Genomic DNA, 25583 nt, shown 5'->3' with positions numbered 1-25583 from the left:
GGACAATCGTTTCCGATGGACGTGTCACGGCCCGTGCGGTCCCCCAAGGTCGGGCCGACCGCGGTGCTCCTCGGCATCGCGGCCGCGGTGGCCCTCGTCGTTCTCGCAGCGGTCGGTGCCCGCGCCGCGGTGGGCGACACCGGTGCCTCGCTCACGTTGGAGCCCGCCCAGGGCAGGCCGGGCAGCACCACCCGGGTCACCGGACACCACTTCGACGCCTGCACGGGCGACTTCCTGGTGATGTGGGACGGCAAGTACCCCGCCGACGCCCACCCCGAGGGCGGCTACTTCTCGATCCCGTTCAAGGTCCCGGACGGGGCCCAGGCCGGCGAGCACCGGATCACGACGACCTGCAAGACGGTGGCCCTCCAGGGCGGCTCGGGCTCACCGGTCGCGGGCTCTCCGGTCGCCGTCTTCACCGTCGTCGCGCCGGAGTCGGCGGCCGCACCCCGGCTGGTGGTCGATCCCACGAGCGGCGCGGCCGGGCAGCAGGTGAAGGTCACCGGCAGCCGGTTCGACGCCTGCGCGGGCGGCCGCGCAGACCTCTGGTTCGACGCCCGGGAGCCGGGGCGGGACGCCGCCGTCCGGGTCTCCGCCGACGGCCGCGGTTTCGACGTGGGCCTGACCGTTCCGGCCGGCCTGGCGGCCGGTCCGCACACGCTGTACGCCGCCTGCGCGGACCGGCCGGGGGTGGCCGAGGCCCCCTTCACGGTGATCGAGGGCGGCACCGCCGGGATCCCGACGGACGACTCGGGGTTGAGCGTCACCGGCGGCGGCTCGGGCGGCTCGGGTGGCGGTTCGGGCGGTTCGGGCGGTTCCGGTGGTTCGGGCGGCTCGGGTGGGTTCGGGGACGGGTCCGCCGACGGCGGGGGAGCGGGGCTGACCGGGGCGCAGTGGGGCGCCGTGCTCGGCGGGGTGGCGCTGCTCGCGGGCGCGAGCGGGTACGGGCTCTCGCGGCGGCGCGGACCCGGCTGGGTCGGCAAGCACATCACCGCCCACGGCCGGCCGGCCGGGCCCGGCCGGTACCGGGTCGCCGAAGCCACGGGCACGGGCACGGGCGTCGGCACAGGCGTCGGCACAGGCATCCGTACAGGCGTCACAGGCGTCGACACCGGCCCGGGTGGCCGCTCGCACAGCGTCCGGCTGGAGCCGCGCCCCGACCCGGGCACCCAGCGCATCGAGGAGGCCGAGCGATGAGCACCCCCACCACCGTCGGACCCGTCACCGTCCGGGACGTCCTGTTCGACGGCCGACAGGTCGACCCGGTCTCCGCCATCGAGGACTCGCTGCACCGCCAGGGCGCCGTCCCCGCCCTGGTCGGCGGGGCCGGTCGGCTCACCGGCGCGGGCGGGCGCGCCGTCGAGCACGAGGTCGCCGCCGTGCTCGACCGCCTGCTCGCCCTGGACCTGCTCGACCTCGCCGCCGGCGGCTGGGCCCGCCACTCCGCGCTGCGCGCCGCCGCCCGGCGCACCCGCGACGCGCCCGGCAGCGAGGAGGTGGTGACGATGGCCCGGCACCGGATCAGCTCCAGCCACCGGCCCGGGGTCGAGCTGCTGGTCGACGGCGTACCGGTGGGCGTCCTGGAACTTGCCCTGGAGGTGTCGTTCGAGGTGGAAGCGCTGGTGGCGGTGGTCCGCCGGGCCCGGTTGATGTCCGCCAGGACCGCGCGCTGCACGGTCGCCGGCAGCCTCGCCGCCCACGGACACGTCCTCGCCGAACGCCGGCTGCACTACGACCTGCCGGGCGCGGTGCGGCTGCGGCACGGTGTGCGGTTGCTGCGCTCCTGAGTGCTGCCGCTTTTTCGGGCCGCCGGGCGTTCCGGGGCCGCCGCTGGGCGTTCCGGGGCCGCCGCCGGGCGTTCCGGGGACGCCTCCGGACGCTCCGGGGACGCCTCCGGACGCTCCGGGGACGTTCCGGGGGCGGCCGGCAGCGTTCCGGTGCCGGCGCGCTCGGTTCCGGTGCCGCTCCGCTCAGGGCGACGCGGCGTGCAGGCGGTCGGCCAGGACGCGGACCCGCTCGACCAGCTCCGGCGGCTCGTGCACGGTGAACTCGAAGCCCAGTACGGCGATGTGCACCGCCAGACCGTCCAGCGAGTTGGACCCCGCCCGCAGCGTGCAGCTGTCCTCGTCGATCGGCTCGACCAGTCCCGACGTCGGCGTCACCCGGGCCGCCACCACGTGCGCCGGTGCCCGCACCGTGAACCGCGCCTGGTAGCGGTACTGGCCGACCGCCACCTCCCACGACGCCCAGCGGCGCACGTCCTCGTCCGGCGGCCGGCGCGGGGTGAAGCGCGGGCCGGACGGCGGCTTGAGGGTGATCCGGTCGACCCGGAAGTTCCGCCAGTCCGCGCGGGCGGTGTCGTACGCGACCAGGTACCAGCGGGTGCCGGAGTGCACCAGCCGGTGTGGCTCCACGTCCCGGCGGCTCTCGCTCCCGTCGTGCGCCCGGTAGTCGAAGCGCAGCCGTTCCGCCGCCCGGCACGCGGCGGCGATCGCGGTCAGCGCCTCCGCGTCCACCGTCGGACCGTTGCTGCCCAGCGCCACGGTCGCCACCGCGAGCGACTCCACCCGGTGCCGCAGCCGGGACGGCATCACCTGCTGCAGCTTCGCCAGGGCCCGGACCGAGGACTCCTCGATGCCGTCGATCGTCCCGCCCGCCGCCGTCCGCAGGCCCATCGCGACCGCGACCGCCTCCTCGTCGTCCAGCAGCAGCGGCGGCATCTCCGCCCCCGCGCCGAGCCGGTAGCCGCCCGCCACACCCGGGGCGGAGTCCACCGGGTACCCGAGGGTGCGCAGCTTCTCCACGTCCCGGCGGACCGTGCGGACGTCCACGTCGAGGCGGGTCGCCAGGTCCGCGCCCGACCAGTCGCGGCGGACCTGGAGCAGCGAGAGCAGGCGCAGCAGACGGGCCGAGGTCTCCAACATGCCGCCAGTCTGGCAGCGATCGCGGACAGCTACCGCCCTCGGCGGGCTCGGCCGTCGCGCACGGCGGGCTCGGCCGTCGCGCACGGTGGGACTGGCCGTCGTACCCGGCGGGCCAGGCCGTCGCACCCGGCGGGACCGGCTACCGCCCTCGGCGAACCCTGAGACCATCCCTGACGTCTCCCTGATCTCCGGTTCCGAGCGCCCGTACGACCTCCTCCCGGCCCGGCTCGCGGGCTACGGTGGAGGCCCGGCACTCGCACGGACCGCAGCCGGCGGTCCCGGGCCGGACGGGCGGAAGGTGGGCTCCCGATGGATGCGCTCGGTGTGGTGGTCGCCCTGGCCGCCGCTTTCGGACTGACCCTGCTGATCCTGGCGGTGATCGTCACGGTGAAGGCCGTCAAGGCCGTCGCCGACGGGGTGCACAAGCAGGAGGTCAAGGCCCGGAGGGCCGTGGAGAACGCCACCCTCAAGGCGAAGAGCTTCGCCAAGCCCGGAGACCCGGGCAAGCTCGCCGCGGTCCGGCTCGAACTGCGGACCGCCCTCGACTCGACCCGGCAGGTCCTCCAGGCCGGCCACGTCGAGGACAGCCAGCTCGGCGAGGCACTCCAGCTGCTCGCCAGGCTGGACACCCACGCCGCCGAACTCGACACCGAACTGCGCCTGCTGGAGCGCGAACCCGACGCCGCCCGGGTCAGCGCCAAACTCCCCGAACTGCGCGAACGCGCCGATCGGATCACCCACTCCGCCGACTCGCTGCGCTGGGCCGCCCAGGACCGCATGCGACGCTTCGCCGACGACGAGCTGGTGCGGCTGAGCAAGGAGTGCGAGGACGAGGCGGGTGCCCTCCGGCACTGGACCCCGGCCGACACGTCGACCGGGCCCGCGGATGCTGCTGCCGGGGCCGGGGCCTCGCGTGGCTCCGCCGGCGCGGAACGTGAAGCGCCGCGCCGTGGGATCACCGCCGGGCGCCAGCCCAGCGCCGAGGAGCTCCTCGGCCTCGCCGCCGAACCGCTCAGCCGACTCGCCGAACGCCTCCGCAAGCCCGGGCGCCCCGGCCCGGCCGCCGCCGACCGGCCGTAACCGCCCGCGGGTGGCCGGTCGTCCATAGGTGACTGCCGGTAGTCGACCGGCCGTGGCCCACCGCTGCGGCCGGTTCGTTGTCCGTGGCCGACCGCTGGGGCCGGTTTGTTCTCCGTGGCCGACCGCTGCGGCCGGTTCGTTGTCCGTCCGTCGGTGGGCGCGGGGTCCCCGCGCCGTCGACCGGGTCCGCCGCGTGGGTGGGTTCCACGTGGCCCGGCGCTGTTGTCCGGTGCGGGCGGAAGGTAACCTCCGGCACATGCCCGGGCACCTCGCACTTGTCACCGACTCCACGGCGTACCTCCCGCAGGAAGCCGTCGACCGACACCGGATCCGGGTGGTCCCGCTGAGCGTCGCGGTCGGTGACGAGGTGTTGGCCGAGGGCGTCGAAATCTCCCCCAAGGACGTCGCCGAGGCGCTGCGCGGCAGGCACCGGGTGACGACCTCCCGCCCCAGCCCCGAGACCTTCGCCGCCGCCTACCGGGCCGCCGCCGAGGCCGGGGCGAGTGGCGTCGTCTCGGTGCACATCAGCGGTGAGCTGTCCGGCACGGCGGAAGCCGCCCAGCTGGCAGCCGCCGAGGCGGTCGTCCCGGTCCGCGTGGTCGACAGCCGACTGGTCGGCATGGCCCTGGGCATGTGCGTCCTCGCCGCGGCCGGGGCCGCCGAGGCCGGTGCCGACCTGGACGGCGCCGTCGCGGCCGCCGAGCGCCGCGCCGAGGAGACCCGGAGCTTCTTCTACGTCGACACGCTGGAGCACCTCCGCCGGGGCGGCCGGATCGGCGCCGCCCGGGCCCTGGTCGGATCCGCCCTGGCGGTGAAGCCGCTGCTGCACCTGTCCGGCGGCCGGATCGAGCCGCTGGAGAAGGTCCGCACCGCCTCCCGCGCGATCGCCAGGCTCGAAGAGATCGCCGTCGACTGCGCGGCCGACCGCGAGGTCGACATCGCCGTCCACCACCTCGCCGCCGAGGACCGGGCCGAGCCGCTCGCGGAGCGCCTGCGGGCACGGGTGCCCGGTCTGCGGGAGCTGTACGTGAGCGAGGTCGGCGCGGTGATCGGCGCCCACGTCGGGCCGGGCCTGCTGGCGGTCGTGGTCTCACCGCGCTGACGGGTCATCGGTGCCGGGCCGTCGGTGCCGGGGGTGGCGGTGGCCGGGCCGTCGAAACTCGCTCGTCCGGGGGACAAGGGTTGTCCACAGGCGGGGTTTGTCCACAGCTTGGCGGCCGTCTCTGACGGGGCTCCGGGGCCGGACGTACGGTCCACGCCATGAAGACCTTCGTCCCGGGTGCTGCCCGCCGCCGAGAGACCGCCGACGCCGCGCGCGGTCGCCTGTCCCAGCTCTTCACGGGCGCGCCGCCCTTCGGCACGGGTGAGGCCGTTCTCCTGGCCGAGCCGGTGCCGGCGGGTGGTGTCCGTCCGCCGGTGGCCGCCGAGTCGGTGGGCGGAGCCGGGGTGGCGGGCGGGCGCGCGACGTCGCCGGTGGAGCCAGCGGGGCTGCCGCCGCCCGGTGATCCGTCCGGCGACCCGCCCGCAGGCCTGACGAACCCGCCGCCCGCCGGTCCGACGAATGCGGTGCCCGCCGTCGGCCCGACGACCGGGCCGTCCGACATCGGCCCTTCGACCCCGCTGCCCGCCGCCGACCGCCCGGAGCCGACCACGTCCACCCGTCCCGGCGCCCGACCGCCGGAGCCGACCCGACCGCAGGACACCGACCCCGTTGCCGCCGACCCGCCGCCGAGGCGGCTGCCCCTGACACTCCATCCGGCCCTCGCCTTCGACCGGCGGGCGGTGCTCGGCCTGTCGCTGCTGCTCGTTCTCGCCGTCGGGTACGCGGTCCAGCACTTCTGGCTGGGCCGACCCCAGCCGGTGCCCATTCCGGCGGTCGCGGGCAGCGTTCCCGCAGCGACGTCCTCCGCCGGCCGCAGCGGCCCCGGCCCGCCCGTCCCGATCGGAGGAGCGCAGGTCGGAGGCGCACAGGTCGTGGTCGACGTCGCGGGTGACGTCCAGAACCCGGGTCTGCGGACGCTGCCCGGCGGCTCCCGCGTCGCCGACGCCCTGCGCGCCGCCGGGGGAGCCCTCCCCGGCACCGACACCGACGGGCTCAACCTCGCCCGCGTCCTCACCGACGGCGAGCAGATCCTGGTCGGCGGCCCGCCGCCCGCCGGCTCCGCCGCCCCCGCCGGACCGCTGAGCCTCAACCGCGCCACCACCGAACAGCTCGACACCCTCCCCGGCGTCGGCCCGACCCTCGCGCAGCGCATCGTCCAGTACCGCCTGGCTCACGGCCCGTTCAGCTCCCTCGACGAGCTCCGCCAGGTCGGCGGTATCGGCCCACGCAAGTTCGACGACCTCAAGCCCCTGCTGACGCTCTGACACCTCGCGGCGGATGCCGGATCCGGATGCCAGATGCCGGATGCCCGGGTGGCCGGTGCCCGGTCCGCCTCCGTTGCGCCGCCGCCCACGCCCCGACCTCCACAGCTGCACCCGACCGCTCAGGGAGGTGCCGATGTCCGCCAAGCCCGTCGCCCTCCCGCCCGCCGACCTCCGCCTCCTGGTCCCCACGGCCACCGCCTGGGCGGTCACTGCCCTCGTCCTCGGCGCCGGCCCTCTCAGCCGGAGCGAGCTGCCACTGCTCGCCGTGCCGGCCGTGCTTCTCGCCCTCCTCCTGCTCGCCGTCCGCACACCCCGCCGCACCGCGCTCCTCCGGACGCTCGCCGCCGCGCTGCTGACCGCCACAGCCGCCGTCACCACCACCGTCCTGCACACCGCTGACCTCTACCGGGGGCCGCTCCCCGCGCTCGCCGTCTCCGGTGCCGAGCTGACGGTCGACCTGACCGTCACCGGCGACCCCAAGTCCCGTACCGGCCACACCAACGGCACCACGCCCGGCCAGCCCAGGCTGCTCGTGCCGGCCAGGGTCGACCGGGTCGGCGCGACCGCGACCCGCACCCCGGTGACCGTGACGGTCCGCGCCAAGGACGCCGCCGCCTGGCGCACCCTGATCCCGTCGACCCGCCTCCGCGCCGCCGTCCATGTCCTGCCCAACGCCGCGCCCGAAGCCCCGGCCGCGCCCGAAGCCCCGGTTGCCCCCGAAGCCCCGGCCCCCTCACCCGCCTCGGCCACCCCACTCGCCCCGCCTGCGCTTGCGGGGCCACCGCCGCCCGTCCCGGATCCTCCGCCCGCGACGTCCGGCGAGGCCGTGCCGCTCGCACCCGCCGTCCGCGCCCTGTCCGCCGCAGGTCCCGACAGCCGTCCGACGGCGGACGACGCGTCAACTTCCGGCCCCGCCGCCCCGTCCGCCACCCCGTCCGCCTCGCCGGCCGGTGCCGTCGCCGACGGCCCCGTCACCGCAGCCCGAACCGCCACCACCGCCCGTACCGACTCCGCCGCCCTGCTGGTCGCCCTGGGCCCGCCCCGGCTCCTCGCCCCGCCGAGCCTTCCGCAGCGCGCCGCCGCCAGGCTCCGGGCCGGCCTGCGCGACGCCTGCGACCACCTGCCGCCCGACACCCGGGGCCTGCTCCCCGGCCTGGTGGTCGGCGACACCTCCCGCCTCCCCGACGACCTCGCCGACGCCTTCCGCGCCACCGACCTCGGTCACCTGACCGCCGTCAGCGGCGCGAACTTCGGGATCCTGCTCGCCGTCCTGCTGGGCACGCCGAGCACCGCCGGCACCGCCCGCCGCGGCGGCCTCGCCGCCCGGCTCGGCCTCTCCCTGCGGACGACCGCCGCCGTCGGCACCGCGTTGACGCTCGCCTTCGTCACCGTCTGCCGACCCGACCCGAGCGTCCTGCGCGCCGCGGCCACCGGTCTCATCGCGTTGCTCGCCCTCGCCACCGGCCGGCCCCGACAGGGCCTGCCCGCCCTCTGCGGCGCCGTGCTGGTCCTGCTGCTGCTCGACCCACCGCTCGCCCGCTCCTACGGATTCCTGCTGTCCGCTCTCGCCACCGGCGGGCTGCTCACCCTCGGGCCGCGCTGGGCGGCCGCTCTGCAGGCCCGCCGCTGGCCGCCCCATCTCGCCTCCGCCGTCGCGGCGACCGCCGCCGCCCAGGCGTTCTGCGCACCGGTGACGATCCTGCTCGCGCCGCGCGTCAGCCTGGTCGCCGTCCCCTGCAACCTGCTCGCCGAGGCGGCGGTCGCCCCGGCGACCCTGCTCGGTTTCGCCGTGCTCGCCGCCGACCCGATCTCCCACCCGGCCGCTCGTTTCCTCGCGGACCTGGCCGCGGTGCCGGCCGCATGGCTCGTCACGGTGGCCCGGCGCGGGGCCGCGTTGCCGGGTGCCGAACTCGCCTGGCCGCACGGCCCCGTCGGCGCGGGCCTGCTCGTCGCGGTGACCGTCGCGCTCTGCTGGGCCGTCCCGCCGCTGCTCGCCACCCGACGGCTGCGCGGCAACCGGGCCCGCGCGCTGCTCGCCCTCGCGCTGGCGGTGCTGCTCCCGGCGGTGCTGCTCCGTCCGCCGAGCCTGGTCCGGATCGCGACCGGCTGGCCGCCGCCCGGCTGGCGGCTCGTCCTGTGCGACATCGGCCAGGGCGACATGGCGGTGCTGCCGCTCGGCGGCGACAGCGCGGTGGTGGTGGACGCCGGCCCGGAGCCGAAAGCCGCCGACGCGTGCCTGCGCGAGCTGGGCGTCAGCCGGATCCCGATCCTCGTCCTGACCCACTTCCACGCGGACCACGCCGAGGGCCTGCCCGGCGTGCTGCGGGGCCGTGCGGTCGGCGCGCTGCAGGTCACCACGCTGGACGCGCCGCCCGGCGAGCGGGCTCGGGTCACCGGGTGGGCGCAGGCCGCGCGGATCCCGGTCCTCCGGGCCGGTCGGGGCGAGCGGCGGACGGCCGGCCCCGGCCTGAGCTGGGAGGTGCTGTGGCCGGACACCGTCCCGGCACCGGACGCGCCCGGTCCGAACAACGCGAGCGTCGCCCTGCTGGTCACCGTCGGCACCGGCCGGGACGCCGTCCGGATCGCCCTGCTCGGCGACCTCGAACCGGCCGCGCAGGCGGCGCTGCTGCGCCGCGGTCCGCCACCCGGACCGGTGGACGTGCTGAAGGTCGCCCACCACGGCTCCGCCAACCAGGACCGGGCGCTGACGGCCGCTCTGCACCCGAGGCTGGCCCTGATCTCCTGCGGCATCGGCAACCCGTACGGGCACCCGTCCCCGTACACCGTCGCGGACCTGCGGGGGCTCGGCGCCACCGTCCTGCGCACCGACCAGCGAGGGGACATCGCCGTCCTCGGCACCCACGACCGGCTGACCGCGGCCACCCACCCCCACCCGCCGCGCGGCTGACCGTCCCGGCCGTCCGGCGGGGCGTCAGTCCTGCTCGCGCCAGCCGTCGTGCTCGGCGATCAGGCCGTCGAGGCCCTCCAGCACCTCGGCCGTCCAGCCGTCCTCCTCGGGGGCCTCCAGGACGACCAGCCACTGGGCGTCCTCGGCGTCGTCCTCGCCGGCCAGCGAGTCCCGGACGACCTCCGGATCGGCCAGTGCGGGCCAGCGGGCGGACAGCTCCTCCGCGACGGCCTCGGCGGCGTCGCGGTCGGGCAGGACGAGCAGCTGGCGGTCATGGTTCGCGGTCACCGCCCCATTCTCCCGACCGGCCCCCGCCGACCGGTGACCGGGCGGGGCTGTCGGCGGCCCGTGGGATGCTGGTAGGCGATGGCCAGGAAGAGTGCACCCGACGACCTGCTCGCCCCGCTGACCGTTGTGGTCGGCCAGGAGGAGCTGCTGCTCGACCGCGCGGTCGCCGAGGTGGTGGCCGCGGCGAGGGCGGCGGACCCGGAGACCGACGTCCGCGACCTCGCGCCCGGCGGGCTCCAGCCGGGGCAGCTCGCCGAGCTGACCACGCCCTCGCTGTTCGCCGAGCGCAAGGTGATCGTCGTCCGTGCGGCGCAGGACCTGGGCGCCGACTCCGTCAAGGAGGTCAAGGCGTACATCGGCTCGCCCGCCGAGGAGGTCGTCCTGGTCCTGGTCCACGCCGGTGGCGTCAAGGGCAAGGGCCTGGTGGACGCGGCGAAGAAGGCCGGCGCGCGCGAGGTGCTCTGCGCCAAGCTGACCAAGGCGGGCGACAAGCTCGCGTTCATCCGCAACGAGTTCCGCACGCTGGGCCGTTCCGCCAGCCCCGAGGCCTGCCAGGCGCTGCTGGACGCGCTCGGCAGCGACCTGCGCGAGCTGGCCGCGGCGTGCAGCCAGCTGACCTCGGACATCGAGGGCACCATCGACGAGACGGCGGTCGCCCGTTACTACAGCGGCCGGGCCGAGGCGACCGGCTTCGAGGTGGCCGACCTGGCGGTCACCGGCCGGGCGGCGGAGGCGCTGGAGCGGCTGCGCTGGGCACTGGCCGTGGGCCAGCCGCCGACCGGCATCACGTACGCGCTGGCGTCCGGGGTCCGTTCGATCGGCCGGCTCGCGACCGCCGGGCGGAACATGCGTCCCGGTGACCTGGCCCGCGAGTTGGGCATGCCGCCGTGGAAGGTCGACCGGGTCCGCCAGCAGATGCGCGGCTGGACGGGCGACGGCGTGGCCGCCGCCCTCACCGCGATCGCCGCGGCGGACGCGGCGGTCAAGGGCGGCTCCGACGACCCCGCGTACGCGCTCGAACGGGCTGTCGTCGCCGTCGCCCGCGCCTCCCGCGCGGGTGCCCGTCCGTAGGGACAGCCAGCCCGCAGGAACAGCCCGCCCGCAGGAACAGCCCGCCGGTAGGGGCAGCCCGTGGGTAGGGACAGCCCGTCCGGTAGGGACAGCCCGTTCGATAGGGGCAGCGCATCCGTAGGCAGCGCGCCGTGGTGATCGTCCGGCCGCTGAGCGGGCGTCACACCCGGGCGCCGATCGAGCGCAGCAGCTCGCGCGCGTCGGCCAGCAGCGCGAGTCGGACCTCCTCCCGGTCCGGCGCCGCCGTCCTGCCGTCCTGGTACGAGCCGGACCAGCTCGCGTAGAAGGTCAGCCCGCGCTGGCGGACGTACAGCACCTGGGTGAGGTAGTGCCAGGTCGGGTCCGAGCGGCTGAGGTCATCCAGGTAGCCGAGGTACGCGTCGTCGCCGAGGCCCGGTACGGCGGTGATCTGGTAGCCGCGTTGCCGGAGCCCGTCCCGCTGCGCCTCGAACTCCGGGCGCGGGTCGACGGCCTTGTGCAGCTGGGTCTGGAGGTACAGCGAGACGTACTCGCTGTCGCCGCCGGCCCGCTTGCGGTACTGGCTGCAGTACATGTCGTCGAGCGCGCGGTGCCGGGTCGTGTAGTGGTACGGCGTGCCGGACTGGGCCGGGTAGATCCGGCTGAACGAGGTGAGCCGGGCCGTCGCGCACAGGTCGTCGACCACCCGGAAGCCCGCCGTGCCGGGAGCGGAGCCGGCCGCGTCACGCCCGCCGACCAGCCCGGGGACGGTCAGCACCGCGCCCGCCCAGACCACCGAGGCGATCAGGACCCCGCCGATGCCCCACAGCACCTTCCGTCCCCGTCCCCGCCGCGGCCGGGACGGGGACGGGGGCGGAGCGGGCGACGGCACGGGCCCGTACGCCGGAGCTGCGGCGTCGGGGTGCCGCGGGCCGGCGAGGTACGGAGGCGGTGTCGACATCGGATCCCCCGTGGGCGGCTCGGTGGTGGGCGGCGGGCGCTCGCCACCGAACACTATCGGTGTTGGTGCCGACACTCTGAGTAGCGCGTCAACCGGAGCTGACGCGGAGTCGACACGGAGCCGGCGCGGGGCCGGCACGCAGCTGACGCCAGGTCAGGATCTGCCGTCGGCGCCGTCCCACGGTGCGGCTACGGTGGCGGCATGGCGATCGACACGGACGTGGCAGTGGTCGGGGCGGGCCCGGTCGGGCTGGGCGCCGCACTGCTGCTCGCCCGCGCGGGGCTCGACGTGGTGGTGCTGGAGCGGCGCCCGGGTCCGGTCGTCGAGTCCCGGGCGACCGACCTGCACGCGCGGACGCTGGAGGCGCTGGAGCCCAGCGGGCTGACCGAGTTGCTGGTCCCGCTCGGGCGGCGGGTCGACGCGGTCCGGATGTTGGACGGAGGCCGCAGCGTCGGCGGGTTCGACCTGGCGGGGCTGCGCTCGCCGTACCCGTACATCCTGACCGTCCCGCAGTGCACCACGGAGGGGCTGCTCGCCGAGCAGGCGGCGGCGTGCGGCGTCACCGTCCACCGTTCGACCCCCGTCCGCTCGGTGGTGGAGGACGCCGCGGGCACCACCGTCCACGCTGACGGCGTCGAGCCGGTGCGCGCCCGCTGGGTGGTCGCCGCCGACGGGGCGTCGAGCGCGCTGCGCGCCCTGTCCGGGACGGGCTTCCGGGGCTGGACGTACCCTGGCAGCTGGCAGCTGGCCGACCTGCGGGTCAGCGACCCCGCGCTGGATCCGGGCCTGGTGCACATGGTGGGTGGGCCGCGCGGGCTGCTGGTCGTCCTGCCGATGCACCTCGACGGGTGGGTCCGGGTGGTCCTGCACCTCCCCTCCGCGTCCCCGGCGGAGTCTTCGCCCGGCGCCGTCGAGGCGCTGGTCGCCGAGGCGGCGGCGCGGGGCTGGGCGGCGTCGGTCCACGAATGCCGGTGGACCAGCAGCTTCCGCACCCACCGGCGGCTCGCCGGGCACCGCCGGGGCAGCCGGGTGCTGCTGATCGGCGACGCTGCCCACGTCTGCAGCCCGATCGGCGGGCAGGGCCTCAACCTCGGCCTGCGCGACGCCGTCTCGCTGGCCCGGGTGCTGCCCGACGCGGCCGCCGCCGGCGCCGGGCCGGACAGTCCCGTGCTGCGCTCCTGGCGCCGGGCCCGCCGCGCCGAGGCGCGGCGCGTCCTCGCCCGCACGGACTTCGCCACTCGCGCGTGGACGCTGCGCGCCGCTCCGGCCCGGGCCGCACGCGGCACCGCCCTGCGCACCGTCCTCGCCACGGCCGCCGGCCGCCGCCTCCTCGCCGAGTCGGTCGCCGGCCCCGTCCCGCTCGGTCCCTGACCACCCCGGCCCTTGAGCGTCCCGGTCCCTGACCACCCCGGCCCTTGAGCGTCCCGGCCCATGACCACCCGCGGCCCCTGACCGCCCCGGCCCCTGACCGCGACCACCCGCGGCCCCGTCCCGCGCTCGGCCAGTGGTGGCCCCGGCGCCGGTTCCCGGCCCGCCCCCGCGCCCGGCCCGCCGTCAGACGGTAGAGCGGTGGGACACGCTGAATCCGGTGCCGCGGCGCCGGACTTCCGCCGCTCCCGGGCCGCCGAGGTGCGCGGGGAGGACCAGTTCGCCGAGGTCGGCGGCACGTTCCAGGATCCGGCGGCGGCTGGCCGCGGCCTGCTGCGGGTCCAGGCAGAAGCAGCTGCTGCACGACGGGTCGACGAACTGCACGGGGCTGTGCAGCAGGTCGCCGACGAACACCGCCCGGTCGGTACCGGACGCCAGCCGCAGCACGGCTGACCCGGGTGTGTGGCCGGGAGCCGATTCCAGCGTCAGGTCGCGGTCGATCACGTGGGTGCCGTCCCAGAGCACCGCCTGCCCCGCCCGGTGCAGGGGCGCGACGCTGTCCTCGTAGACCAGCCGGTCGTCGGCCAGGACGCCCCGCCCGTACCCGCCCCGCGGCCCGAAGTGGAGGTCGTCGGCGGCCGGCAGCAGGTACTGCGCGTTCGGGAAGGTCGGCACCCAGCCGTCCCCGTCCGCCCGGGTGTTCCAGCCGACGTGGTCGGCGTGCAGGTGGGTGTTGACCACCACGTCCACGTCCTCCGGGTGGACGCCGACCTCGGCCAGCCGCTCCAGGAAGCGGCCCTTCCGCTGGTGGAACTCGGGGGTGTCCGGCCGCTCGCGTCCGTCGCCCACGCCGGTGTCGACCAGCACGGTCCGCCCGCCGCTGCGCAGCACCCAGGTCTGCAGGGCCATCACCGCCAGGTCCGACGACGGGTCCCAGTGGTCGGGCGCGAGCCAGTCGGCGTTGTCCCGCCACAGCTCGGCGGGGGAGTCGGGGACGAGGACGCGGGCCGACCGGAACGGGCCCTGGTACTCGACGACACGGACGGCCTCGACGCCGCCGAGGACGATGCGCTGTGCGCTCTCGATGCTCATGCGATCGACCTTACGGAGGCCGTCCTGAGCTCCTCAATGCACCAGATGCTCACTCGAATACGCATGGCTCTCATTCCCGAGCCGACTACGATCCCGCCATGGATGTGGTGAGCGACGCGATCGCGGCCGTACGGGTGGGCCGGCCCTCCACCGACCGGCTGCGGGTCGCCGGCACCTGGAGCACCCGGCTGTCCCCGTACGAGGGCGCCGGGTTCCACGTGGTGCTGGAGGGCGGCTGCCGGCTGCTCCTCGACGACCCCGGTGACTCCGGCGGCTCCGGCGGCTCCGGGCACCCCGGGCCGCTCACCCTGCGCACCGGCGACGCGGTGCTGCTGCCGCACGGGACGGGGCACGTCCTGATGGACGCGGAGGCCGACCTCGCCGCCGCCGACCGGGCGGTGCCGTTCGAGCGGCTGCTGGACGGCAGTGCGCCGCGTCCGCCCCGGACCGGTCCCGGCCAGGCCGAACTGCTCTGCGGCAAGTACCGCCTCGACCGCAGCCGGACCCATCCGCTGATGGCCGAGCTGCCGTCCGTCGTCCACCTGCCCAACCGGGTCGGCGGCCACCCCGAACTGCGCGCCGCGATCGGCCTGCTCGGCGGAGAACTCCTCGACCAGCGGCCCGGTGGCCAGATCGCGGTGCCGAGCCTGCTGGACCTTCTGCTGGTCTACATGGTCCGCGCCTGGCTCGCCGAGGGCTCCGCCGGTGCGTGGCCCGCCGTGCTCGGCGACCCGGTGGCCTCCGCGGCGCTGCGCGCGCTGCACGCCGACCCCCCCGCCGACTGGACCAACGACCGGCTCGCCGCCGCGGCCGGGGTCTCCCGCCCCACCCTCGCCCGCCGTTTCACCGCCCTGGTCGGGCGTCCGCCGATGGCCTACCTCACCTGGTGGCGCCTCACCTTCGCCGCGACCCTGCTGCGCGACACCACAGACCCGCTCGCCACCATCGCCGGCCGCGTCGGCTACGGCTCCCCGTACGCCTTCTCGCACGCCTTCGCCCGCCACTTCGGCACCACCCCGGGCCGCTACCGCGCCCGCGAGGCCGAGCCCCCGGCGGCCCGTGCCTAGCGGAACGCGCGCCCGGAAAGCGCGCTCGGACAGCACACCGGGAAAGCGCACCCGGAAAACACGTCCGCCCGCCCGGTGGGAACCGGGCGGGCGGACGGGGTGTTCAGGTGTACCGCACCCGCGTGGCGAACGCAGGCCGCGTGCGGTACGGGATGGTGCTTCCTCGGCGGGTTCCGGGTAGAGGGCCGGAGTCCCGGGAGGGGGGGACGGCGGTCGCGGGTAGAGGGCCGCGGGTCACACCGTCCGGTCGGGCTCGAACACGTCGGGCCCGGTCAAGCAGGGGTACCGGAGAATCAGGCGGCGGCGTTGACGCGCTTGGTGATCGCCGACTTCTTGTTGGCGGCCTGGTTCTTGTGGATGACGCCCTTGCTGACGGCCTTGTCGAGGGCCTTGGAGGCGGCGCGAGCGAGCTCGGTGGCCTTCTCGGTCTCGCCGGCGGCAGCGGCCTCACGGGCCTTGCGGAGGGCGGTCTTCAGCGAGGACTTGACGGCCTTGTTGCGCAGGCGCGCCTTCTCGTTGGTCTTGTTGCGCTTGATCTGGGACTTGATGTTCGCCACGAAGGAGCCTCAGTCTGTGTGATTCAGGATGTGAACGGGCGCACCCGACGGCGTCGGACCTGCTGAGAGGGCATGCCGATGCCAGGTGCAGCGCCCCACGCTACCAGGGGCACCGCTACGGCCCCAAACCGGCACTACGCGGTGAGCAGCGGCTCCCCGTAGTGCTCGACCTCGGGGAACGGCGAGTAGTAGTGGTGCAGCAGGGCCCGCCACTGCTGGTACTCGGCGGAGCCGCGGAAGCCCTCGGTGTGGTCCTCCAGGGTCTCCCACTCGACCTGCAGCAGGAAGCGGGATCCGCGGCCCCCGTCCAGGCAGCGCCGCAGCTGGAGGGTGCGGAAGCCCCGCTGGACGGCGATCAGCGGACGGGCCTCGGCGAACGCGGCGAGGAAGGCGTCCTCCTGGCCGGGCAGGACGTCGAGCAGTGCGCTTTCCAAGATCATGGTCGGCCATCGTAGAGCTGACCGGCGGCCTGCGCCCAGGTCGTGGGAAGATGGTCGGAGCCATATCGACAGTGACGAGAATCGGATCAAGGTGCCCGCGACCCCCAGCAATGTGCCAGAGCCCAGCCGTACCGACCCGGCGCTGATCCGCAACTTCTGCATCATCGCCCACATCGACCACGGCAAGTCGACGCTCGCCGACCGGATGCTGCAGATCACCGGGGTCGTCGACCCGCGGCAGATGCGCGCCCAGTACCTCGACCGGATGGACATCGAGCGCGAGCGCGGCATCACCATCAAGTCGCAGGCGGTCCGCCTCCCGTGGGCGCCGCGGGTCGGTGAGAACGCGGGCACCACGCACATCCTGAACATGATCGACACCCCGGGCCACGTGGACTTCACGTACGAGGTGTCCCGCTCCCTCGCCGCGTGCGAGGGCACCATCCTGGTGGTCGACGCGGCCCAGGGCATCGAGGCGCAGACCCTCGCCAACCTGTACCTGGCGCTGGAGAACGACCTCACGATCATCCCGGTGCTGAACAAGATCGACCTGCCGGCGGCGCAGCCGGAGAAGTACGCGGCGGAGATCGCGCACATCATCGGCTGCGACCCGGAGAGCGTGCTCAAGGTCTCCGCGAAGACCGGTCTGGGCGTCGAGGACCTGCTGGACCACATCGTCGACAACATCCCGGCCCCGGTCGGCGTCAAGGACGCCCCGGCCCGCGCGATGATCTTCGACTCGGTCTACGACTCCTACCGTGGCGTGGTCACCTACGTCCGTGTGGTGGACGGCCAGCTGACCAAGCGCGAGCGGATCGCGATGATGTCGACCGGCGCCACCCACGAGCTGCTGGAGATCGGCGTCATCTCGCCGGAGCCGAAGGTCGCCGACGGCCTGGGCGTCGGCGAGGTGGGCTACATCATCACCGGTGTGAAGGACGTCCGGCAGTCCAAGGTCGGTGACACGATCACCTCGATGCACAAGGGCGCCACCGAGGCGCTGGGCGGCTACAAGGACCCGCGTCCGATGGTGTTCTCCGGCCTGTACCCGCTGGACGGCTCGGACTACCCGCTGCTGCGCGACGCCCTGGACAAGCTGCGGCTGAACGACGCGGCGCTGGTCTACGAGCCGGAGACCTCGGTCGCGCTCGGCTTCGGCTACCGCTGCGGCTTCCTCGGCCTGCTGCACCTGGAGATCATCCGGGAGCGCCTGGAGCGCGAGTTCAACCTCGACCTGATCTCCACCGCCCCCAACGTGATCTACCGCGTGATCATGGAGGACGGTTCCGAGCACACGGTCACCAACCCGAGCGAGTTCCCCACCGGCAAGATCGCCGAGGTGTACGAGCCGGTCGTGCGCGGCACCATCCTGGCGCCGAACGAGTTCGTCGGCGCGATCATGGAGCTCTGCCAGTCCCGCCGCGGCAACCTGCAGGGCATGGACTACCTCTCCGAGGACCGGGTCGAGCTGCGCTACACCCTGCCGCTCGCGGAGATCGTCTTCGACTTCTTCGACCAGCTGAAGTCCAAGACCCGCGGCTACGCCTCGCTCGACTACGAGCCCATCGGCGAGCAGACCGCCAACCTGGTGAAGGTCGACATCCTGCTGCACGGCGACGCGGTGGACGCGTTCTCCGCCATCGTGCACAAGGACAAGGCCTACAACTACGGCGTGATGATGGCCGGCAAGCTGCAGAAGCTGATCCCGCGCCAGCAGTTCGAGGTGCCGATCCAGGCCGCGATCGGCTCCCGGGTGATCGCCCGCGAGACGGTCCGCGCGATCCGCAAGGACGTCCTCGCCAAGTGCTACGGCGGTGACATCTCGCGCAAGCGCAAGCTGCTGGAGAAGCAGAAGGAGGGCAAGAAGCGGATGAAGATGGTCGGCCGCGTGGAGGTCCCGCAGGAGGCCTTCATCGCCGCGCTGTCCACCGACGCCGAGCCGCCGAAGGACAAGAAGTAGGACCACGTCGAAGGCCGCCGCCCCCTCCCGGGGCGGCGGCCTTCGACGTTCCCCGGGGTGTCAGGCCTTCGCCGGGAAGTCGGGGTCGACGGCGATCCCGGCGGCGGGCGCGTGGTGCCGGACGGCGGAGAGCAGCGCGGGGACGTCCAGCCGCCAGCCGCCGACCTGGCGGCTGGCGCCGACCAGGGCCGCCGGCCGGCCCGCGGCCGCGGCGCCCAGGCGGCTGGTGCCGCCCGGCAGCGGCGGCAGGCCGGGGTGGCGGTGCACGCCGACGTACGGCAGCTTCTGCAGGCCGACGTGCTGGACCCACAGCTGCACGCCGGCCGTGTCCGACCAGGGGACGAGCACGGTGGTGGCGGCGTAGCGCATCGGGGAGCCGCCGAGCAGGATGCCCGCGGAGTCGACCCGGAGGGCGACCTTCTTGCTGGAGGCGTTGAAGCAGAGGACCGCGGCGCCGCCGCCGAACAGCAGGAAGCCGGGGATCTGGATCCAGATGGCGGCCACCTGGAAGCCCTTCACGTCGACGGGCTCGGAGGGGTCGAACAGGAACAGTCCTGCGGTGAGCAGCAGTGAGCCGGCGACCAGGACGGCGTTGCGGGTGTCCCAGCCGTAGCGGGCTTCGTAGACGGATTCGGTGTCTGGCACGGGCAGGAGTGTGGCAGCAGCGGCGGGGCCGGGGGAAGTGGTTTCCCCGGCCCCGCCGCTGCTGCCCGATGCGGGGTCAGCGCAGGCTGAGCGGGACGGCGTTGACGATGAGCGCCTTGGTGAGTCGGCCGAGCGGGCCGGTGATGATGCCCTGGCGCATCGAGTCGTCGGCGTGGATCAGCTGGACCAGTGCCTCCCGGCGGCCGAGGCTGAGGCACTGGGTGGCGTACCGGTACTTGAAGGGCCCGGTGGTGCGGCCGGCCAGCAGCCGGCCCACGTAGCTGCCCATCGGCTGGGCGGTGGCGCAGGCCATCCGCAGCCGGCCGATGCCGGGCAGCACCACCGCGGCGGCGTCGCCGACCACGTGGACGTCGGGGTGCGAGACCGAGCGCAGGTGGTCGTCGACCACGGCCTGGCCGTTGGCGGTGACCGCCAGGCCGGCCTCGGCGGCGAGCGGGTGGACCTCCAGCGAGGCGGCCCAGACGACCAGGTCGGCGGGGACCGGTCCGGCGGCGGTCTCCAGCCGGTCGGCGGTGACCGCGGTGACGGCGGTGTGCTCGTGGAGGGTGACGCCGAGGCCGTCCAGCACCTTGCGGACGTGGGCCCGGCCGCGCTCGGAGAAGTGGCCGCCGACGGCGCCGGCCGCGACGATCCGCACCTGCCAGTCGGGGTGGGCCTCGGCGAGCTCGGCGGCCAGCTCGATGCCGGTGGCGCCGCCGCCGACCACGGCGACGGTGCCCGGCACCGGCGCGTCCTGGATCCGCCGGCTCAGCTCGGCGGCCCGCTCGGCCGAGTAGGCGTGCTCGGCGGCGCCGGGGACGTCCTGCCATGAGGTCCGGCTGCCGAGGGCGTACACCAGGGTGTCGTAGGCGAGGGTCTCGCCGGTGTCGGTGAAGACCTTGCGGCCGGCCAGGTCGAGCTCGGTGACCCTGGCCTGCAGGTGGGTGACCGGCCGGCCGCGCAGCACGTGCGCGATGGTGGGGCGCGGCACTTCCCGGCCGGCCGCGGTCTCGTGCAGGCGGATCCGGTGCAGGAGCCGCGACTCCGGTGCGACCAGGGTGACCCGGGCGCCGCCCCGGCCGGCCCGGGTGGCGGCGCTCAGTCCGGCGTAGCCCGCACCGATCACGACGATGTGCTTGCTGGTCATGTCGTCCTCCTCCGGTGGGCACCTGCACCTGCGGTGCCGTTCGGGAAGGGGACGACGCGGCCCGGAGGAACGTGACCGTGACGCCGGTCACATCCGCGTCACGCCACGTGGGCGAGCTTCTCCGGGTTGACCATCGCGTACGCCTCGGCGATCCGGCCGTCGGCCACGGCGAAGGCCAGCACGCCGACGATCCCGCCCTCGGCGCTCCGGAAGACCATCCCGAGCTCGCCGTTGACCTGCGCGAACGCGAACGAGGCGCCGGGGTAGTCGACTCCCGCCCGCTTGAGCAGCCCGGCCACCAGGCGGGAGACCTTGTCGGCGCCCGCGATCGAGCGGACCCCGGCGCGGACGACGCCGCCGCCGTCCGAGTGCCAGACCACGTCCGGGTCGAGCACCGCGAGCAGCGCCTGGATGTCGCCGTTGGCGGCGGCCGCGGCGAAGGCGGTGACCGCCTGCCGGTGCTCGCCGGCGTCCACCTCGGTGCGCCGCCGGCTGCCCTCGCGGACCCGTCGGCGGGCCCGGGAGGCGAGCTGCCGGGCGGCCTCCGGGGTGCGCTCCAGGGTGGCGCCGATCTCGTCGAAGCCGACCGCGAAGACGTCGTGCAGCACGAACGCGGCCCGCTCGGCGGGGGTGAGCTGCTCCATCACGGCGAGCATGGCGAGGGAGACCGACTCGCCGAGCTCGGCCAGCTCGGCGGGGGAGTCCTCGGCGGCGACCACCGGCTCGGGCAGCCACTCCCCGTAGTACGCCTCGCGGCGGGCCCGGGCGGAGCCCAGCTGGTCGTAGCAGAGCCGGGTGACCACGGTGGTCAGGAAGGCGCGCGGGTCCTGGACGGTGGAGCGGTCCACGGACTGCCAGCGCAGCCACGCCTCCTGCAGCACGTCCTCGGCGTCGGTGACCGAGCCCATCAGGCGGTACGCCACCGAGCCGAGGTAGCGGCGGTGGGTCTGGAAGGCGTCCACGAAGGCTGATTCGACGTCAGTCACCCGGACACCGTAACCCCTCAGGCCGAGTTGGCCGCCAGCAGGCGCCGCAGCAAGTCGTTGAGGGTGTCCAGCTCGTCGGTGGTGAAGCCGGCCACCGTGCCGCGCTGGACCAGCATGCCCGCCTCGACGGCCCCGTCGATCACCTCGCGGCCCTTGGCGGTGAGGGTGATCCGCAGGCCGCGCCGGTCGTTCGGATCGGGGGAGCGGGTGACCAGCCCGGCCCGCTCCAGCTTGTCCAGCCGGCCGGTCATGCCGCCGGTGGTGAGCATCAGGGTGGCGGTCAGCTCGCGCGGGGAGAGCGAGAACGGCTCGCCCGCGCGGCGCAGCGTGGCCAGCACGTCGAACTCGCCGCGGCCGATGCCGTACGGCGCGTACGCGTCCTCCATCTTGTCGCCCATCGCCTTGGCGAGCCGGTAGATCCGCCCGTACGCGGCCATCGCCTCGGTGTGCTCGGCCAGCTCGGGGCGCTCGCGGCGCCACTGCTCGGCGATCGCGTCGACGGGGTCGTGGGCGGGGGTTCCGGTCATGCGGACAGTGTGCCACGGATCGCTTGCCGATAAGAGGCTTGACGATAATTAGCTTAGTGGTAAGTTACTTACATGCTTTCGATTCGGGGTGTGGGCAAGGGGAAGCAGAGCTTCCCGGGGGAACGCGGGCTGGTCGCCGGTCTCGCGGTGGACGCGCTCGGCAACGGCATGTACGTGCCGTTCAGCCTGGTGTTCTTCCGACACGTCACCGGGCTGCCGCTGCCGGTCATCGGCCTGGTCCTGACCGTCACCGGCCTGGTCGCGATGGCGTGCCTGCCGCTGATCGGCACCGCCGTCGACCGCTTCGGCGCCCGGCGGATGCAACTGCTCCTGTACACCGTGCGCGGCGCCGCCTTCGCGGTGTACCCGTTGGCCGGGTCGCTGCCCGCGTTCGCCGCCGTCGCCCTGGTCACCGCGATCGCCACCAGCGGCCACCCGGCCGTCCAGCAGGCCCGGATCGGCGAGCTGGTGCGCGGCGCCGACCTGGTCCGGATGCAGGCGCTGATGCGCAGCCTCGCCAACGCGGGCCTCGGCGCCGGCAGCCTGGCCGCCGCCCTGCTGGTCGCCTGGGCCGGCGACGGCGGCTACTCCGTCGCCGCCTGGCTCAACGCGGTCAGCTTCCTGGTCGCCGCGCTGCTCGCCCGGCGCGTCCCCGCCGGGGTGCCGGCCGCCGCCGGCCCCGCCGCCGCCCGGGCCGGCTACCGCGCGGTCTTCGCCGACCGGCCCTTCCTCGGCCTGACCGCCGCCAACTTCCTGATCGCGCTCGGCTACGCCTCGCTGGCGATCCTGCTGCCGGTCTTCGTCACCGGGGTGCTGCACGCCTCCGCCTCGGTCACCGGCGTCGCCTTCGCCGTCAACACCGTGCTCTGCGCGGCGCTCGGCGTGCCCGCCGGCCGCCTGGTCAACCGCTTCACCGCCCGGCACCGGGCGGCCGTCGCCGGAGCCGTCCTGTTCGCCGCCGCCTTCCTCGCCCAGGCCCTGCTGGTGCCCGGCGCCGGTGCCTGGACCACCGGGGCGCTGCTCACCGCCGTGGTGGTCGCCACCCTCGGCGAGGTCCTGCACAACCCGGCCGCCTCCACCCTGGTCGCCGAGGCCGCGCCCGCCGCCCTGCGCGGCCGGTACATGGCCGCCTACCAGCTCTCCTGGTCGCTCTCCTCGGCCCTCGCCCCCTCGCTCTTCACCGGTCTCTCCGCCCTCGACGGCCGACTGCCCTGGCTGGTCCTCGCCGGTGCCGTCCTGGCCGGCGCGGCCCTGCTCACCCGCGCGGCCCGCGCACTGAAGCCGACCGCCCCGACCACCGCGCCGACCGCCACGACCACCGCCCCGGCCACCGGGTCGGCGGCGCCCGCCCCGGTCCGCGTCCCCGTCGCCCCGGCCGCCCGCTGAACCCGGAAGGAACTCTCGCCATGCGTACCCGCACCCTGCTGCTGACCGCACTGGCCCCGCTCGCCTGGGGCTCCACCTACGCCGTCACCACCGAGTTCCTGCCCGCCGAGCGGCCGCTGCTGACCGCGACCCTGCGGGCGCTGCCCGCCGGACTGGTGCTGCTGGCCGTCACCCGGCAGATACCCCGGGGCGCCTGGTGGTGGAAGGCGGCCGTGCTCGGCGCCCTCAACATCGGCGTCTTCTTCGCCCTGCTGTTCGTCTCCGCCTACCGCCTCCCCGGCGGCGTGGCCGCCGTCCTCGGCGCCGTCCAGCCGCTGATCGCCGCCGGGCTGGCGATCCCGCTGCTCGGCGAGCGGATCGGCCCCCGCAAGCTGCTCGCCGGCGTCACCGGCGTGTTCGGCGTCGCCCTGGTGGTGCTGAAGGCCACCGCCCGGCTGGACGCGATCGGACTGGCGGCGGGCCTCGCCGGCGCCGCCGCGATGGCCGCCGGCACCGTGCTGACCAAGCGCTGGGGCCGCCCCGAAGGCGTCGGACCGCTCACCCTCACCGGCTGGCAGCTCACCGCGGGCGGCCTGCTGCTGCTCCCGGTGGCCCTGCTCGCCGAGGGCGCCCCGCCCGCGATGACCGCCACCAACCTGCTCGGCTACCTGTACCTGGCCGCGGTCAACACCGCGCTCGGCTACTGGCTGTGGTTCCAGGGGATCGGCCGGCTGCCCGCCGCCTCGGTCGCCTTCCTCGGCCTGCTCAGCCCGCTCTCCGCCGCCGTGATCGGCTGGGCGGCGCTCGGCCAGTCGCTGACCGCCCTGCAGATCGTCGGCATGGCGGTGGCCCTGGGCTCCACCGCGCTGGGATCCACCGCCGCCCCGAAGCGCGCGAAGGGGGAGGCCGGCGGACCGGACCTCCCCCTGGCGACGCAGGCCGAGCGGCGTCAGTCGACCTCGGCCACCGCCTGAGCGAACTGCGCCTGGTACAGGCGGTGGTAGGCCCCCTGGGCGGCGATCAGCTCGTCGTGGCTGCCCTGCTCGACGATCGAACCGTTCTCCATCACCAGGATCACGTCCGCGTCCCGGATGGTGGAGAGGCGGTGGGCGATCACGAAACTGGTCCGGCCGCTGCGCAGCCGGGCCATCGCCCGCTGGATCAGCACCTCGGTCCGGGTGTCGACCGAGCTGGTCGCCTCGTCCAGCACCAGGATGGACGGCTGGGCGAGGAACGCCCGGGCGATGGTGATCAGCTGCTTCTCGCCCGCGCTGACACCGGTGCCCTCGTCGTCGATCACGGTGTCGTAGCCGTCGGGGAGGGTGCGCACGAAGCGGTCCACGTGGGCCGCCCTCGCCGCCTCCACCACCTGCTCGCGGGTGGCGGTGCCGGCGCCGTACGCGATGTTGTCGGCGATGGTGCCGCCGAACAGCCAGGTGTCCTGGAGCACCATGCCGATGTTCGAGCGCAGGTCCTCGCGGGACATCGCGGCGACGTCCACCCCGTCCAGGGTGATCCGGCCGCCGCTGACCTCGTAGAAGCGCATCAGCAGGTTGACCATGGTGGTCTTGCCGGCACCGGTCGGGCCGACGATCGCCACCGTGTGGCCCGGCTCGACCTTCAGCGAGAGGCCGTCGATCAGCGGCTTCTCCGGGTCGTAGCGGAACGAGACGTCCTCGAACGCGACCCGCCCGTGCACCTGGGCCGGACGCTCGGGGGTGAGCGGCTCGGGGGACTGCTCGTGGGCGTCCAGCAGCTCGAAGACCCGCTCCGCCGAGGCCACGCCGGACTGCACCAGGTTGGCCATCGAGGCGACCTGGCTGAGCGGCTGGCTGAACTGCCGGGAGTACTGGATGAACGCCTGCACGTCACCGATGGACAGCGCGCCGGACGCCACCCGCAGACCGCCGACCACCGCGACCAGCACGTAGTTGATGTTGCCGACCAGCATCATCGCGGGCTGGATGATGCCGGAGATGAACTGCGCCTTGAACGAGGAGGCGTAGAGGTCCTCGTTCTCCTTGCGGAAGATCTCGGCGGCCTCGTCCTGCCGGCCGAAGACCTTCACCAGGGCGTGCCCGGTGTACATCTCCTCGATGTGGGCGTTGAGCGTGCCGGTGGTCTTCCACTGGGCGATGAACTGCGGCTGGGCGCGCTTGCCCATCTTGGCCGCGACCACCACCGAGACCGGCACCGAGATCAGCGCGATCAGCGCCAGCAGCGGCGAGATCCAGAACATCATCGCCAGCACGCCGACGATGGTGAGCAGCGAGTTCACCACCTGGCCCATGGTCTGCTGCATGGACTGGCCGATGTTGTCGATGTCGTTGGTGACCCGGCTGAGCACCTCGCCGCGCGGCTGCTTGTCGAAGTAGCTGAGCGGAAGCCGCGACAGCTTCGCCTCGACCTCCTCGCGCAGCCGGAACACCACCCGGTTGATCGCGAGCGCGGCGAGCCGGCCCTGGAAGACGCCGAACACGGCGGCGGCCAGGTAGATGCCGAGCACCCAGGCCAGCACGGTGCCGATGGCGCCGTAGTCCATGCCCTGCCCGGGCACGAAGTCGACCGAGCCGAGGAAGTCGGCCATCTTGCCCTGGCCTGACGACTGCAACTGCTCGATGACCTGCTGCTTGGTCTTGCCGGCCTCGGTGTGGGCGCCCGCGTTGCCGGCGACGATCAGGTTGGTCGCCGTGCCGAGCAGCTTGGGGCCCACCACCTGGCAGCCGACCGCGAGGCTGCCCAGTCCGAGCACGCCGAGCAGCAGCGGGCGCTCGGACTTGAGCATGCCGAGCATCCGCTTGGTCGAGCCCTTGAAGTCCTTTGACTTCTCGGCGCCCTGGGCGCCCATGAACCGGCCGGGGCCGGCCGGGCC

The 25583-nt window shown here is 74.8% G+C and carries 23 protein-coding genes; 12 read left to right on the top strand and 11 right to left on the bottom strand.

Annotated elements, in window-relative coordinates; all coding sequences use genetic code 11:
• Positions 1-15: 15 nt before the first annotated feature.
• Positions 16-1197: a hypothetical protein gene (locus ABEB06_RS13035; RefSeq protein WP_345697023.1), complete on the top strand. Its 1182-nt coding sequence runs from the start codon at positions 16-18 to the stop codon at positions 1195-1197.
• Entirely contained in the window at positions 1194-1787 is a 594-nt protein-coding gene (locus tag ABEB06_RS13030; protein ID WP_345697022.1) for a hypothetical protein, read from the top strand. The genes ABEB06_RS13035 and ABEB06_RS13030 overlap by 4 nt, the downstream gene beginning before the upstream one ends.
• Positions 1788-1970: 183 nt before the next feature.
• Here the strand turns inward: ABEB06_RS13030 and ABEB06_RS13025 are convergent, their stop codons facing one another.
• On the bottom strand, positions 1971-2924 hold the full coding sequence (locus ABEB06_RS13025; RefSeq protein WP_345697021.1) for a helix-turn-helix transcriptional regulator: 954 nt from the start codon (positions 2922-2924) through the stop codon (positions 1971-1973).
• 309 nt (positions 2925-3233) lie between these two features.
• Between ABEB06_RS13025 and ABEB06_RS13020 the strand changes: the two genes are divergently transcribed.
• The 4 genes from ABEB06_RS13020 to ABEB06_RS13005 all read left to right on the top strand — a co-directional run bounded on the left by ABEB06_RS13020 (position 3234) and on the right by ABEB06_RS13005 (position 9279).
• Positions 3234-4004, top strand: a complete 771-nt coding sequence (locus ABEB06_RS13020; protein WP_345697020.1) for a hypothetical protein — start codon at positions 3234-3236, stop codon at positions 4002-4004.
• Positions 4005-4260: 256 nt separating this feature from the next.
• Positions 4261-5106: a DegV family protein gene (locus tag ABEB06_RS13015; protein ID WP_345697019.1), complete on the top strand. Its 846-nt coding sequence runs from the start codon at positions 4261-4263 to the stop codon at positions 5104-5106.
• A 158-nt stretch (positions 5107-5264) separates the two neighbouring features.
• Positions 5265-6371: a helix-hairpin-helix domain-containing protein gene (locus ABEB06_RS13010; RefSeq protein ID WP_345697018.1), complete on the top strand. Its 1107-nt coding sequence runs from the start codon at positions 5265-5267 to the stop codon at positions 6369-6371.
• A 133-nt stretch (positions 6372-6504) separates the two neighbouring features.
• Positions 6505-9279 carry a ComEC/Rec2 family competence protein gene (locus tag ABEB06_RS13005; RefSeq protein ID WP_345697017.1) on the top strand — a complete coding sequence of 925 codons (2775 nt, stop codon included), beginning with the start codon at positions 6505-6507 and terminating at the stop codon, positions 9277-9279.
• Positions 9280-9303: 24 nt separating this feature from the next.
• Here the strand turns inward: ABEB06_RS13005 and ABEB06_RS13000 are convergent, their stop codons facing one another.
• Entirely contained in the window at positions 9304-9567 is a 264-nt protein-coding gene (locus ABEB06_RS13000; RefSeq protein WP_345697016.1) for a hypothetical protein, read from the bottom strand.
• Between the two features lie 78 nt (positions 9568-9645).
• On the opposite strand from ABEB06_RS13000, the gene holA reads away from it, so the two are divergent.
• Positions 9646-10638: a DNA polymerase III subunit delta gene (gene holA / locus ABEB06_RS12995; protein WP_345697015.1), complete on the top strand. Its 993-nt coding sequence runs from the start codon at positions 9646-9648 to the stop codon at positions 10636-10638.
• A 160-nt stretch (positions 10639-10798) separates the two neighbouring features.
• Here the strand turns inward: holA and ABEB06_RS12990 are convergent, their stop codons facing one another.
• A complete protein-coding gene (locus tag ABEB06_RS12990; RefSeq protein ID WP_345697014.1) occupies positions 10799-11428 on the bottom strand; it encodes a hypothetical protein in 630 nt (209 codons plus the stop codon).
• Positions 11429-11758: 330 nt separating this feature from the next.
• Between ABEB06_RS12990 and ABEB06_RS12985 the strand changes: the two genes are divergently transcribed.
• Positions 11759-12928 carry an FAD-dependent oxidoreductase gene (locus ABEB06_RS12985; RefSeq protein ID WP_345697013.1) on the top strand — a complete coding sequence of 390 codons (1170 nt, stop codon included), beginning with the start codon at positions 11759-11761 and terminating at the stop codon, positions 12926-12928.
• 183 nt (positions 12929-13111) lie between these two features.
• On the opposite strand, the gene ABEB06_RS12980 is transcribed toward ABEB06_RS12985, so the two are convergent.
• Positions 13112-14017: an MBL fold metallo-hydrolase gene (locus ABEB06_RS12980; RefSeq protein ID WP_345697012.1), complete on the bottom strand. Its 906-nt coding sequence runs from the start codon at positions 14015-14017 to the stop codon at positions 13112-13114.
• Between the two features lie 98 nt (positions 14018-14115).
• On the opposite strand from ABEB06_RS12980, the gene ABEB06_RS12975 reads away from it, so the two are divergent.
• Complete coding sequence (locus ABEB06_RS12975) at positions 14116-15084, top strand: AraC family transcriptional regulator (RefSeq protein WP_345697011.1); 969 nt, start codon at positions 14116-14118, stop codon at positions 15082-15084.
• A gap of 293 nt (positions 15085-15377) precedes the next feature.
• Here the strand turns inward: ABEB06_RS12975 and rpsT are convergent, their stop codons facing one another.
• The gene (rpsT, locus tag ABEB06_RS12970; protein ID WP_345697010.1) at positions 15378-15641 is read right to left on the bottom strand and encodes a 30S ribosomal protein S20; all 264 of its coding nucleotides are present in this window, start codon (positions 15639-15641) and stop codon (positions 15378-15380) included.
• 134 nt (positions 15642-15775) lie between these two features.
• Positions 15776-16081, bottom strand: a complete 306-nt coding sequence (locus ABEB06_RS12965; protein WP_345697009.1) for an antibiotic biosynthesis monooxygenase family protein — start codon at positions 16079-16081, stop codon at positions 15776-15778.
• Positions 16082-16172: 91 nt separating this feature from the next.
• Between ABEB06_RS12965 and lepA the strand changes: the two genes are divergently transcribed.
• A complete protein-coding gene (gene lepA / locus ABEB06_RS12960) occupies positions 16173-18041 on the top strand; it encodes a translation elongation factor 4 (RefSeq protein WP_345697008.1) in 1869 nt (622 codons plus the stop codon).
• A 60-nt stretch (positions 18042-18101) separates the two neighbouring features.
• Here lepA and ABEB06_RS12955 read toward each other — a convergent pair whose 3' ends face one another.
• From ABEB06_RS12955 to ABEB06_RS12940, 4 genes are all read right to left on the bottom strand, one after another.
• Entirely contained in the window at positions 18102-18686 is a 585-nt protein-coding gene (locus tag ABEB06_RS12955) for a hypothetical protein (RefSeq protein ID WP_345697007.1), read from the bottom strand.
• Positions 18687-18762: 76 nt separating this feature from the next.
• Positions 18763-19833 carry an NAD(P)/FAD-dependent oxidoreductase gene (locus ABEB06_RS12950; RefSeq protein WP_345697006.1) on the bottom strand — a complete coding sequence of 357 codons (1071 nt, stop codon included), beginning with the start codon at positions 19831-19833 and terminating at the stop codon, positions 18763-18765.
• A gap of 98 nt (positions 19834-19931) precedes the next feature.
• Positions 19932-20819 carry an RNA polymerase sigma factor SigJ gene (sigJ, locus tag ABEB06_RS12945; protein WP_345697005.1) on the bottom strand — a complete coding sequence of 296 codons (888 nt, stop codon included), beginning with the start codon at positions 20817-20819 and terminating at the stop codon, positions 19932-19934.
• A 17-nt stretch (positions 20820-20836) separates the two neighbouring features.
• The gene (locus ABEB06_RS12940; RefSeq protein ID WP_345697004.1) at positions 20837-21346 is read right to left on the bottom strand and encodes a MarR family winged helix-turn-helix transcriptional regulator; all 510 of its coding nucleotides are present in this window, start codon (positions 21344-21346) and stop codon (positions 20837-20839) included.
• A 72-nt stretch (positions 21347-21418) separates the two neighbouring features.
• On the opposite strand from ABEB06_RS12940, the gene ABEB06_RS12935 reads away from it, so the two are divergent.
• Together ABEB06_RS12935 and ABEB06_RS12930 are read left to right on the top strand one after the other, a co-directional pair.
• The gene (locus ABEB06_RS12935) at positions 21419-22732 is read left to right on the top strand and encodes an MFS transporter (protein WP_345697003.1); all 1314 of its coding nucleotides are present in this window, start codon (positions 21419-21421) and stop codon (positions 22730-22732) included.
• Between the two features lie 20 nt (positions 22733-22752).
• On the top strand, positions 22753-23685 hold the full coding sequence (locus ABEB06_RS12930) for an EamA family transporter (RefSeq protein WP_345697002.1): 933 nt from the start codon (positions 22753-22755) through the stop codon (positions 23683-23685).
• Here ABEB06_RS12930 and ABEB06_RS12925 read toward each other — a convergent pair.
• The gene (locus tag ABEB06_RS12925; RefSeq protein ID WP_345701827.1) at positions 23661-25559 is read right to left on the bottom strand and encodes an ABC transporter ATP-binding protein; all 1899 of its coding nucleotides are present in this window, start codon (positions 25557-25559) and stop codon (positions 23661-23663) included. The two genes, ABEB06_RS12930 and ABEB06_RS12925, sit on opposite strands and share 25 nt — an antisense overlap.
• Positions 25560-25583: the final 24 nt, after the last annotated feature.

Source organism: Kitasatospora terrestris (assembly GCF_039542905.1).
Classification (GTDB): domain Bacteria; phylum Actinomycetota; class Actinomycetes; order Streptomycetales; family Streptomycetaceae; genus Kitasatospora; species Kitasatospora terrestris.
The sequence above is the reverse complement of the archived record's forward strand: the minus strand, read 5'-3'. Positions and strand labels throughout refer to the sequence as shown.

What these genes read in the sequence shown, in the direction of transcription:
- ABEB06_RS13035 (WP_345697023.1), top strand. Translation starts at nt 16, where the DNA reads ATGGACGTGTCACGGCCCGTGCGGTCCCCCAAGGTCGGGCCGACCGCG.
- ABEB06_RS13030 (WP_345697022.1), top strand. Translation starts at nt 1,194, where the DNA reads ATGAGCACCCCCACCACCGTCGGACCCGTCACCGTCCGGGACGTCCTG.
- ABEB06_RS13025 (WP_345697021.1), bottom strand. Translation starts at nt 2,924, where the DNA reads ATGTTGGAGACCTCGGCCCGTCTGCTGCGCCTGCTCTCGCTGCTCCAG.
- ABEB06_RS13020 (WP_345697020.1), top strand. Translation starts at nt 3,234, where the DNA reads ATGGATGCGCTCGGTGTGGTGGTCGCCCTGGCCGCCGCTTTCGGACTG.
- ABEB06_RS13015 (WP_345697019.1), top strand. Translation starts at nt 4,261, where the DNA reads ATGCCCGGGCACCTCGCACTTGTCACCGACTCCACGGCGTACCTCCCG.
- ABEB06_RS13010 (WP_345697018.1), top strand. Translation starts at nt 5,265, where the DNA reads ATGAAGACCTTCGTCCCGGGTGCTGCCCGCCGCCGAGAGACCGCCGAC.
- ABEB06_RS13005 (WP_345697017.1), top strand. Translation starts at nt 6,505, where the DNA reads ATGTCCGCCAAGCCCGTCGCCCTCCCGCCCGCCGACCTCCGCCTCCTG.
- holA (WP_345697015.1), top strand. Translation starts at nt 9,646, where the DNA reads ATGGCCAGGAAGAGTGCACCCGACGACCTGCTCGCCCCGCTGACCGTT.
- ABEB06_RS12985 (WP_345697013.1), top strand. Translation starts at nt 11,759, where the DNA reads ATGGCGATCGACACGGACGTGGCAGTGGTCGGGGCGGGCCCGGTCGGG.
- ABEB06_RS12980 (WP_345697012.1), bottom strand. Translation starts at nt 14,017, where the DNA reads ATGAGCATCGAGAGCGCACAGCGCATCGTCCTCGGCGGCGTCGAGGCC.
- ABEB06_RS12975 (WP_345697011.1), top strand. Translation starts at nt 14,116, where the DNA reads ATGGATGTGGTGAGCGACGCGATCGCGGCCGTACGGGTGGGCCGGCCC.
- ABEB06_RS12965 (WP_345697009.1), bottom strand. Translation starts at nt 16,081, where the DNA reads ATGATCTTGGAAAGCGCACTGCTCGACGTCCTGCCCGGCCAGGAGGAC.
- ABEB06_RS12950 (WP_345697006.1), bottom strand. Translation starts at nt 19,833, where the DNA reads ATGACCAGCAAGCACATCGTCGTGATCGGTGCGGGCTACGCCGGACTG.
- ABEB06_RS12940 (WP_345697004.1), bottom strand. Translation starts at nt 21,346, where the DNA reads ATGACCGGAACCCCCGCCCACGACCCCGTCGACGCGATCGCCGAGCAG.
- ABEB06_RS12935 (WP_345697003.1), top strand. Translation starts at nt 21,419, where the DNA reads ATGCTTTCGATTCGGGGTGTGGGCAAGGGGAAGCAGAGCTTCCCGGGG.
- ABEB06_RS12930 (WP_345697002.1), top strand. Translation starts at nt 22,753, where the DNA reads ATGCGTACCCGCACCCTGCTGCTGACCGCACTGGCCCCGCTCGCCTGG.
- ABEB06_RS12925 (WP_345701827.1), bottom strand. Translation starts at nt 25,559, where the DNA reads ATGGGCGCCCAGGGCGCCGAGAAGTCAAAGGACTTCAAGGGCTCGACC.